Annotated in this window: 7 protein-coding genes, 1 tRNA gene, 1 rRNA gene and 1 pseudogene; 6 read left to right on the forward strand and 4 right to left on the reverse strand. The window is 36.2% G+C overall.

Annotated features, from left to right (window positions below; genetic code table 11):
* Positions 1 to 35: 35 nt before the first annotated feature.
* A complete protein-coding gene (locus K9V48_RS20630) occupies positions 36 to 911 on the forward strand; it encodes a LysR family transcriptional regulator (RefSeq protein WP_224141032.1) in 876 nt (291 codons plus the stop codon).
* Positions 912 to 1,329: 418 nt separating this feature from the next.
* Positions 1,330 to 1,620, forward strand: a complete 291-nt coding sequence (locus K9V48_RS20635; RefSeq protein ID WP_224141033.1) for a GNAT family N-acetyltransferase — start codon at positions 1,330 to 1,332, stop codon at positions 1,618 to 1,620.
* A gap of 149 nt (positions 1,621 to 1,769) precedes the next feature.
* Here K9V48_RS20635 and K9V48_RS20640 read toward each other — a convergent pair.
* Positions 1,770 to 1,842, reverse strand: a tRNA-Ala gene (locus tag K9V48_RS20640).
* Positions 1,843 to 2,085: 243 nt separating this feature from the next.
* On the opposite strand from K9V48_RS20640, the gene K9V48_RS20645 reads away from it, so the two are divergent.
* Together K9V48_RS20645 and K9V48_RS20650 are read left to right on the forward strand one after the other, a co-directional pair.
* Positions 2,086 to 3,813 (forward strand): ABC transporter ATP-binding protein, encoded by a 1,728-nt coding sequence (locus tag K9V48_RS20645; protein ID WP_224141034.1) that lies wholly within the window; start codon positions 2,086 to 2,088, stop codon positions 3,811 to 3,813.
* On the forward strand, positions 3,810 to 5,660 hold the full coding sequence (locus K9V48_RS20650; RefSeq protein WP_438803911.1) for an ABC transporter ATP-binding protein: 1,851 nt from the start codon (positions 3,810 to 3,812) through the stop codon (positions 5,658 to 5,660). The genes K9V48_RS20645 and K9V48_RS20650 overlap by 4 nt, the downstream gene beginning before the upstream one ends.
* Before the next feature lie 172 nt (positions 5,661 to 5,832).
* Here K9V48_RS20650 and K9V48_RS20655 read toward each other — a convergent pair whose 3' ends face one another.
* On the reverse strand, positions 5,833 to 6,783 hold the full coding sequence (locus tag K9V48_RS20655; protein WP_224141035.1) for a GDSL-type esterase/lipase family protein: 951 nt from the start codon (positions 6,781 to 6,783) through the stop codon (positions 5,833 to 5,835).
* 130 nt (positions 6,784 to 6,913) lie between these two features.
* Here K9V48_RS20655 and K9V48_RS20660 point away from each other — a divergent pair.
* Positions 6,914 to 7,826: pseudogene (locus tag K9V48_RS20660) on the forward strand (DMT family transporter).
* Positions 7,827 to 7,863: 37 nt separating this feature from the next.
* On the opposite strand, the gene K9V48_RS20665 reads toward K9V48_RS20660, so the two are convergent.
* Both K9V48_RS20665 and K9V48_RS20670 read right to left on the reverse strand, forming a co-directional pair.
* Positions 7,864 to 8,991: a hypothetical protein gene (locus K9V48_RS20665; RefSeq protein WP_224141036.1), complete on the reverse strand. Its 1,128-nt coding sequence runs from the start codon at positions 8,989 to 8,991 to the stop codon at positions 7,864 to 7,866.
* A gap of 172 nt (positions 8,992 to 9,163) precedes the next feature.
* Positions 9,164 to 9,352 (reverse strand): hypothetical protein, encoded by a 189-nt coding sequence (locus K9V48_RS20670; protein WP_224141037.1) that lies wholly within the window; start codon positions 9,350 to 9,352, stop codon positions 9,164 to 9,166.
* Positions 9,353 to 10,174: 822 nt separating this feature from the next.
* Here K9V48_RS20670 and K9V48_RS20675 point away from each other — a divergent pair.
* A 16S ribosomal RNA gene (locus tag K9V48_RS20675) occupies positions 10,175 to 10,391 on the forward strand; the annotation flags it as partial.

The following is a 10,391-nucleotide window of genomic DNA, read 5'->3' on the forward strand; positions in this document are numbered from 1 at the left end:
TAATCATATGAAAAAACATATGATGGAGATGTGAAATGGATATTCGAAAATTACATTACTTCAAAGAAATTGTGAAACAGGGCAGCATTTCAAAAGCAGCAGAAGTGCTACACATCGCACAGCCACCGCTTAGTCAACTATTAAAAAAGCTTGAGACGGAGCTTGGCACGACTTTAATTCATCGTTATCGCCAAAAATGGGAGCTGACAGAAACTGGTGAACTATTGTATCGATATGCCACGCAAATGACCATGCAAATGCAAGCTGTGAAGGAGCAAATTCAGGAGATTGAACAAGGTACTGCGGGAATGGTGCGCATTGGTGTATCGACAGCCTATTCGAATATGCTGATTGATTATATCATTAAGTATAGAGAACAATACCCAAATGTTAAGATCAGTATAATTAACAGCAACTCTGAAGAATTATTAAAACGGCTCGAACAAAGAGAAATTGATGTTGCCTTACTTTTACGTACAAACAATAGTGAACAATATAATATGAGGATTTTAAAAGGACAACCATATGTCGTTATTATCCCGACTAGTTGGTCTTCTTCTTTTCCATCACAGCACGCTACGTTTGAACAGATTGCCCAGTACCCATTCATTATGCTAGGAGCGATGGAAGGAGTCTCCTTCACTGAAGACATTCTTAAAGCTTTTGATGATCATCACGTTAAGCCAAATATCATTATCGAGTGTAAAGATATAATGATGGTTGCATCACTTGTTGGTAGAGGAGTAGGCTTATCTGTTATTCCAAGAATGGATTATGCATCGCCATTATTAGAACATATAACACATTTAGAACTAAAACACTTTGATTTTAGTGTGGAGCCCGTCATCATAAAATTAAAAGACGAACGAATTCCAAAAGCAGCATCTCAGTTTTGGGAAATTGTTGAGTAGAAGATATGAACCATTCAAAGTAATACATAAAGCGGGATTTGTTGGACCTTAGTGGGGAGGAATTTTAGGCTAATCTGTGAAAGGTAGCTTTTAAAAAATAAGGCTCTGTCGCTTAATTCAGCATGCATTTCGGTATTACTAATTGCTAAAAATGTGTTACTGGTAATTTTTCGTCATCATGGAAGTTTCTTTACAACTTCAAAATAAATGAGCGAACCTAGAAAATCTAAAAGGACTGATAGTAGCTTTATGTACGTGCTAAATTATTAGGGCAAAGTAGTAACATAAATCGAGAACGGGAAAATAGAGTTGTGAAAACTATATGTAGAGAAGGGGGTGTAAGCTAGAAATAAATATAAAGCAGTCTTATAAAATTAAAAAAGTTCAAGAAGATGATATCAGTCGGATAATTGAATTTATGATGAGGATTCGTAAAGAAATTTTTCCGATGTTATCTCAAGATCAACTTCCAACTGCAGAAATTGTAAAGTGCTATATTGATTCGAATTATAGGCGATTGGGAATTGGAACGATATTATTTAATCAAGCCTTGCGTTTCTGTAACGATGTTGGTTATGAAAAAGTCTATTTACATACACATCTGTTTCTACCTGGGGCTATCCCTTTTTGGAAAGCTAAAGGCTTTGAAGAAAGATTAGCCGAAGACAATCCAGTTTGGAATACGGTACATATGGATAGAAAAATGTGATCCATCCTAATAACAAATGATCGATGTTAAATTATGTTGTGCAGATTCTGTGCAAGTTTTTAAAATGTGCAAGTTCTGAGGATAGACATACTGGAAATAAAAAAGTCAAAACCCTTGATATATAAGAGTTTTGACCATTTAAATTAGTATGGAGCATAGGGGGCTCGAACCCCTGACCTCTACGCTGCCAGCGTAGCGCTCTCCCAGCTGAGCTAATGCCCCACGATAGAAAATTGATTATTTTAAATAGTATACTATATTTTCAAAAAAATACAAGATTTTTAGAATGTGTTTTCAAATTATTCTAAAATCTCCCCACTTAGCACTTCTCACCATTAATTATCGCATTAACTCATTTTCATTAAATAATTATTTCATTAGGTGAACAATAATCAGATATACTATAATAGGAACGCAAAGTATCAAAGCAAGATCTATATACATAAAGAAGGTGACCAACAAAAAATGTTAGATATGATCAAACATCTGAAGCCGTACAAAGCTCAACTGTTCCTCGTCGTTATTTTTTCCTTAGCAGCCATTTTATTTGAGTTATACTTACCAACACTTATGGCAGATATTGTTGACGTCGGGATTGTCAATCAGGATGTGTCTTTTATTTTACAAACAGGGGGCTGGATGCTTCTTTTCTCTTTGCTGGCGATATTATTATCGGTCGGCGTTAGTTATTTTGCTTCGAAAGTATCATTTGGTTTTGGTCGAGATATGCGGAAGAAGCTTTTTGTGCATGTGGAGAATTTTTCTCTGCAGGAGTATGAAAAGTTTGGATCAGCGTCGCTTATTACTCGAACAACAAATGATGTAAAGGTAGTTCAAGATGTTATTAATATGATGCAACGAATGATGACGAGAGCTCCATTAATGTTAATCGGTGGTGTTTTTCTGGCGGTGTCACGAGACCGTTATTTATCGCTAGTATTCCTTGCAGCATTACCAATTTTAGCACTTATTATTTTTATCGTTGCTAGAAAAGCCATTCCATATTTTTCAGCGCTACAGAAAAAGACGGATCGTTTAACCCTTATTCTTCGAGAGGTGTTAACTGGGATTCGCGTTGTCAGAGCGTTTAATCGAGTGGAGTTTGAAAAGGATCGCTTTAATGTGGCGAATGAGGATTTTCGTGATACAGGAATTAAAATAGGAAAGTTGATGGCCTTAATGTTTCCGATTATGCTCATTATCATGAATTTTACGAATATCGCAATCGTTTGGTTTGGAGCGATGCGGATTGATCAAGGAGATATGCAAGTGGGGAATTTATTGGCTTTTATCCAGTATGCTTCGATGATCTTAATGTCGTTGATCATGTTGTCGATGGCATTTATTATGATTCCGCGTGCTCAAGTATCTGCAAAGAGATTAAATGAAGTTTTATTAACAAAATCGACGATTAAAGATCCTGACCAGGAAGTGCAAACAAAACAGAGTGAAGGATTCGTCGAATTCAAAGATGTTACTTTTCGTTATGAAGGAGCTGAAAGGCCTGTTCTTGAGGGTGTTTCTTTTACGGCTAAGCCTGGTGAAACAACTGCGATAATTGGTAGTACAGGTTCAGGAAAATCAACTCTGTTACAACTAATTCCGCGATTTTACGATGTGGAAAGTGGTGACATCTTGATCGATGGAGTCAATATTCGCAACATAAAACAAAGCACACTTAGAGATAAATTAGGATATGTTCCGCAAAAAGCGAATTTATTTAGTGGCACAATTGCGGAAAATTTACGCTATGGGAAAGAAGATGCTACAGAAGCAGAGATTCATGCTGCTTTGGAGACGGCTCAAGCGAGTGATTTTGTGCAAAAAAGAGACGAAGGTATTCAAAGTAAACTTGAGCAAGTTGGGTCTAACCTTTCTGGTGGTCAAAAGCAGCGGCTATCGATTGCGCGAGCGTTGGTAAGAAAACCAGAGATTTATCTGTTCGATGATAGTTTCTCAGCGCTTGATTATAAAACAGATAGCAAGCTCCGTCAGGCACTAAAAACAGAAACGTCTCATGCGACCATTATTATTGTTGCGCAGCGTGTGAATACTGTGAAAGCCGCCGAAAAAATCATTGTTTTAAATGAAGGAAAGATTGCTGGTGTTGGGACACATCAGGAGCTTTTAGCTGAAAATACAATTTATCAAGAAATTGTGGCATCTCAAGAAAATGGGGAGGCGTCTGCATGAGTGAAAAGAACCGTTCAGGTGGTTTTCCAATGCGTGGAGGGATGCATCGTGGTCCGGGTCCAGGAATGATGGGCGAAAAACCAAAAGATTTTAAGAAAACGTTTAAAAGACTATTCGGTTATTTAAAACCTTGGAAAAATCGGATGATTCTAGTTACGATTGCAGCGATTCTTTCAACCTTGTTTAGTGTTGTAAGTCCGAAGCTGTTAGGTGATGCAACTTCATCTATTTTTGGTAGCTTTACAGCTGGAACATCGATTGATTTTGATTTTATAGCTAGAATTCTATTACTTTTAATTGGATTATATCTTCTTTCTTCGCTATTTGCGTATATTCAGCAATATGTGATGGCAAGCATTTCGCAACGAACGGTTGCCCAACTACGAAAAGAAGTGAATGAAAAGCTCTCGCGATTACCACTTAGTTATTTTGACAAGCATTCTCATGGTGATTTATTGAGTAGAGCTGTGAATGATATTGATAGTATCAATAATGCTTTGCAACAGGCACTAACACAAATCATAAACTCGGTGATTTCGATTGTTGGGATTATTATTATGATGCTATTTATAAGTCCGATTTTGACATTAGTCGTTTTAATTACAATCCCACTTAGCTTAGGGGTAGCGCAATTTGTGACAAAGTTTTCCCAAAAGCACTTTGTTAAACAGCAAGCGGAACTTGGTAATATCAATGGTCATATTGAAGAGATGTTTACTGGTCACCAAGTAGTTAAAGCTTTTGGGCATGAGCAAAAATCAATTGCTGAGTTTGAGAAGATAAATGATCGATTATACCACTCAAGCTGGAAGGCTCAATTTATTTCGGGCATCATGATGCCGTTAATGGGGTTTGTCGGAAATCTTGGCTTTATTATCGTTTCGATCTCAGGTGGACTACTTGTATTAAATGGAAGCATTCGAGTAGGTGACGTACAAGCATTTATTCAATATACACAGCAAATTTCATATCCACTAGCACAAGCAGCAGGGATTGCAAACATGATTCAAGTGGCGATTGCCTCTGCAGAACGCGTTTTTCAATTATTGGATGAAGAAGAGGAAAAACAAGAAAACGATGCGCCAATCCAGGTTGATAGTCTTCATGGTCATGTCGTCTTTGATCATGTGCAATTTGGATATGAAAAAGATCAGCCAGTCATTAACGATGTTAGTCTTGAAGTAAAAGAAGGGCAAACTGTTGCGATTGTTGGCCCAACTGGTGCTGGTAAAACGACGATTGTCAATCTTTTAATGAGATTTTACGAGCTAGATAAAGGCGCAATCAAAATTGATGGTGTTAGCTTAACCGATATGAGTAAAGAACAAGTTCGAAGCCTGTATGCAATGGTTTTACAGGATACTTGGCTTTTTAACGGAACGATACGCCAAAATATTGCCTATGGGTATGAAGGTGCGACAGACGAGGAGATTGAAAAAGCAGCTAGAAATGCATATGCAGACGACTTTATTCGTACACTTCCAGATGGCTATGACACAGTGCTAGGTGAAGATGCGACGAATATTTCTCAAGGTCAACGTCAGCTGTTGACCATTGCCCGGGCAATCATTGCAAAACCGAAAATCTTGCTTCTTGACGAAGCAACAAGTAGTGTCGATACGCGAACCGAAATGAAAATCCAAAAAGCGATGACCAAGCTATTAGAAGGAAGAACAAGCTTTGTCATTGCACATCGCTTATCAACGATACGTGATGCCGACCTCATTCTTGTCATGAATCATGGAGATATCATTGAAAAAGGTACTCATGAAGAACTACTTGCACAAGGTGGTTTCTATGCAGACTTATATGAAAGCCAATTTTCAGAAACAGAGTCAGCTTCATAAATCTAATGCATAGATTGCTCATCTTGATGAATGTAAAAATTAGTAGTGAAAGCTAACGTAATCTTTAATCTACTAACTCTTTAAAGAGCCTAGAATTAGATACAATAAAAGCCCAATCCTAAAATGAAAATAGGATTGGGCTTTTACATTATTTAAAGATAAATATTCTTAATTAGAAATGAGTTTTCTCACTCTTTAGTTTACGTATTCTTTGTATAATAAACACTCCAGCACCAGCGCCAATTAAACAAAATCCTACAGTTAAAAAGCTAAACATGGAAGTAGCTATGTTTGATGGTTTATTTTCTGCTGGAGGCTCCACTTCCTCTGGATCTTCTTTCATAGCTTCTTCGATGGTAATTTCTTCTTTAGGCGGTTGAACTGCAATCCATGCATTAGTAGCTAGTTTTGCTAAAGCTTTGTGTCCTGCTAATGTAGGGTGAATATCTCCAGGAATAATATAAGTTAATTGATTGTCATTAAAAGTTGAATTTGTATCAAGATAAATGGCCCCTGTAACGGACGATAAAGGTCCTATTACTAGAGTGTTTACATTTGTTGTAACTTGCTCACCCAGCATATGTAAGGAAGCGGCAAATGGATCTTGACTTGGTCCAAAAGGATTATAGATAGAGTACAGTAAAATAGGTGCAGCTGAATTCGCACGGATAATCGTAATCATTTCTTGTAAATTTACAGCCAGCTGATTCGATGCAAGGTCTATTTTAGCTAAATGCTCTTCTGTTGGAACAAACGGCTGTTGTGAGGCGATAATTTCTCCAATTCCAATTGCCTGCATTAAATCATTTGCCCCAATATTTAACGTGATAACATCCGCTTCTTGTAGCTTGGCAGCAGCGGCTTGATTGGCTTTTAAATCAGTTAATAAATCAGTAGATGTCCAACCTGGGTAACTTATATTCGTAACATGATTCGACCCATTTCCGATTAAATGGGGATAAGCTTTGCTTGGTTCTGAAAGTCCGTAACCGTACGTAATCGAATCACCAAGCGAGACAACATTCAACTTCTCGGGTTCATCTGCAGATGCAAACGGTGAAAGGATCATGCTTAGAAGTAAAATAATAGCTAGTAGAAATGGTAGTTCCTTAAACCTATTCATTTGTTCATCCTCCTCGATTATATTCTATTTAGTTTTTTTGGTTTGATAGTCTGAATATTCATTCTTTTATCTCGTTCTTATTATGATAGAATAGGTTAGGTTTTAGATGAAAAGTTAGGAGAGACATAGGATGAAATCTTCACGACTATTTCCATACGTAGCTCTAGTAATTGGAGTACTTGCAGTTTCAACTTCTGCAATCTTTGTCAAGCTGACTTCTGCTTCTGCACCTGTTATTGCCTTTTATCGATTGTTCTTTTCAACAGTCCTAATCGCGCCATTTTTTTCGTGAAAAATTTAGGTGAAGTAAAGAGGATGTCAAAGAAAGACTGGATCTTTTCAATAGTTGCTGGTGTATTTTTAGCTTTTCATTTTATTTTATGGTTTGAATCATTGAACTACACCTCTGTTGCAAGATCTGTTGTACTTGTTACATTACAGCCATTATTTGCGTTTATCGGAACGTATTTCTTTTTCAAAGAAAAGGTGTCGAAAATTGCGATAATCAGTGGAGGAATTGCCATTGCTGGCAGTGTAATCATTAGCTGGGGAGGTTTTCAAAAATAAGTGGATTAGCGTTGTTTGGGGATGTGCTAGCACTAGTAGCTTGTGCGTTGGTAACAGCGAATTTTTTAATGGGTCAGGAGATTCGAAAACGCCATTCCTTAACGTTGTATACTTTTATTGTTTATGGAAGTAGTTCGATTACGTTGTTCATCTATTGTTTACTATTGAAGTATCCTTTAGCCCCGTATCCATTATCAGATTGGTATTAATTCCTCTTATTAGCTATCATTCCGACGCTTTTAGGGCTTTCACTTTTGAATTGGTCGATAAAATGGGTAAGTGCCAACACAATCTCGGTTGTGATCCTATTTGAACCTGTTGGTGCGATTATTCTTGCTTACTATATACTACATGAAAAAGTGGTTATTACTCAAATAATAGGTAGTATTGTTATCATGGTGGGAATTATTTTGTTTTTGCTAGAAAAATGGATAAACCGAATAGGTGTAAAGAAGGAATTAAAGCCTGCAAGCTAGCGCAGGCTTTTTTGAATATTATCTATTATGTAATTCCCTATGTTTCATCACCCGTTTGTTTTGCTTCCACTAAATAAAGTGCTTGAAGATCGTCTATTGTAATACCGGTAGCCCGCGTAAACCCTTCATTAAAATCATTCGCCTTCGCTGTTTCTTCAATAATCGACTTAATCATCGTTTCCCCATATTGATTGACTATATATTGAATCGCATACAAGCTTTGGAGGTAAACATCATAGTCTTTCAAACGATATTTTTCCCAATCATCATGAGTAACAAGTTTTGTAAATGATGTCTCTCGAAAAGGATAATATCGTTGTGTGACATTATACATCCCGACAAATTCAGCAACACCCTCGTGAAACCAAAGTGGAACTTTATAAACGAAAAGTCCTTGCTCCTTAATGAATGCTTGTAAGCGATAATGAGTATATTCATGCATTAATGTGCTCTGGAAATAAAAAGTTCCAGGCATGCGGTCAGTTACTATTTCCTCTAAATCTGAAATTGCAACACCCAAAGTATCATTAGGATCATCAAAATAGCCCATCGTCTCAAATAGTTTCGTACTTTCGTAAAGTTCTTCTGTAGAAGGGTGGAGAATAAGGTCAATTTCGTTATCTTTTACTGATCCGAATAAACTTGTTGTTATCGAGTCAGCTGTATCAAGATTCTGTTTTATGATTGGTAAGAGATCTCTTTCATCTGGTTCATAATAAATTTCTACATTTAGATATGATTGGACTAATTTATTTTCCTTGATTGCGTTATAGTTCGTTTGCGAAGTCTGATTTTCTCTGAATAGAATCATATATAAATTGAATTTTTCCTCTAACGTCAGGTTTTTGCTTGGTTCATTTGAAATCATAAGATTGATGGAAAAAAAGAATATCAATACAAAGAAAGTTGTAATCGTTAAAAACGTAAAAGAAAGTAGTCCGCTTAATCCTTTGAAATAAAGAAGGTGGAAAGACCGTTTCGCATATACAAATTTATAAATACAAAAGCAAAATAGCCCAAAAGAAAAGAGAATCATCATTATGTTAATAACAAGGCTCACTTGTATACTTACTAGTAAAAATAGAGAAAGTAAAAAAACAATTATCAAGTAAAAGGAAATAAAGAAAGAAATAAGATTTCTAAAAATAAGTTTAATTTTTTTCAAAGTTACCTCCTTCAGAGATGTTTCTTACTGATATTTATGAAGGAACCAAGAAAAAAATCATGATAATTGATATTTAGTTAAATAGGAAACAAATAATCTTTGCTTTTTGGTGACTAGATTTGAGCGTATAAAAAAACGTTATGCAAAATGCACAACGTCTGAACGTACTATGTTAAACTTGTTGATAAAAAATCGATGACAAATAAGCGAATGTAAAACCGAGGGGGATGCTGACAATCACAAACAACCCTTGAACAGGTCCCTCTTCATTGCTAATTCGAATCGCTTCTTTATAACCGTAAGAGAAATGAAATATGGATAGAAAAAGTGTAAGTAACATTACTGCATAAGAAACATTCATCATCTGTCCTCCGCCTTTTCTTTAGCTAATCTTTCTACTAATAGATGCCAATTACTCTAGTAATATGATAACTTTTTCAGAAGTCTGTCCCGTTCGCTAGAGAAAGTAACTTAACAAGAGGCGACTCTGATAACTTAATGAAGCCCTCCACCATTGACTAAGGGATTTTGAAATGTTATTTTCGTGTAACTAATCGTGGTGATGTTAATAGATAGGAAGCAAACCATGATAATAGCAATAATAAAAGTTGGAATCATTGCGAGAGATGCTGAATTTGTCGTCTTTATAATTGAGGTTGAGTAAAGTGGAGAATTATATAGCCTTGAAGGATAGCTGGTAAAACGGTTAATCCCGCATTAACAGGTAATAACCCCACCATAAAGGTTTTAGTGAATTACAAATAAGTGAAGATAGGGGTGAAACTTTCTTTAAAAGCTAAGGTTAGTATTGTTAACGATCCGTAGTAGATAAAGAAAATCGTCAAGGATGGAAGCATTGCTTATTCAAGCAATCGTTATTTACATTCTAATTTTATAAAATAATAAAATTTCATAAAAAACTGCTTGATTAAATTATTTTATCATGATATATTATTAAACGTCGCTAATGAATGTGACGAAAACAACATCACAAACTTGAGAATTGAAAAACAAATTAAGTGTTGACAAATTCAAAATGGGATGTTAAATTAATAAAGTTGCTTCTAGACGAAGTGACAATTAAATGATCTTTGAAAACTAAACAAAACCAAGCGTGCCAACGTTAATTTCGATTAACAAAAACGTACTATACAGTACAAAATTATGAGCAAGTCAAACTACTTTATTGGAGAGTTTGATCCTGGCTCAGGACGAACGCTGGCGGCGTGCCTAATACATGCAAGTCGAGCGAATTGATGGGAGCTTGCTCCCAGATATTAGCGGCGGACGGGTGAGTAACACGTGGGTAACCTGCCTGTAAGATTGGGATAACTCCGGGAAACCGGAGCTAATACCGGATAACATTTTGAACCGCATGGTTCAAAATTGAAAGATGGTTT

The sequence above is a fragment of the Metabacillus rhizolycopersici genome (genome assembly GCF_020075705.1).

Excerpts from the sequence above, each read along its gene's own strand:
- K9V48_RS20670 (WP_224141037.1), bottom strand. The coding sequence starts at position 9,352 with ATGAATGTTTCTTATGCAGTAATGTTACTTACACTTTTTCTATCCATA.
- K9V48_RS20635 (WP_224141033.1), top strand. The coding sequence starts at position 1,330 with ATGATGAGGATTCGTAAAGAAATTTTTCCGATGTTATCTCAAGATCAA.
- K9V48_RS20650 (WP_438803911.1), top strand. The coding sequence starts at position 3,810 with ATGAGTGAAAAGAACCGTTCAGGTGGTTTTCCAATGCGTGGAGGGATG.
- K9V48_RS20655 (WP_224141035.1), bottom strand. The coding sequence starts at position 6,783 with ATGAATAGGTTTAAGGAACTACCATTTCTACTAGCTATTATTTTACTT.
- K9V48_RS20645 (WP_224141034.1), top strand. The coding sequence starts at position 2,086 with ATGTTAGATATGATCAAACATCTGAAGCCGTACAAAGCTCAACTGTTC.
- K9V48_RS20630 (WP_224141032.1), top strand. The coding sequence starts at position 36 with ATGGATATTCGAAAATTACATTACTTCAAAGAAATTGTGAAACAGGGC.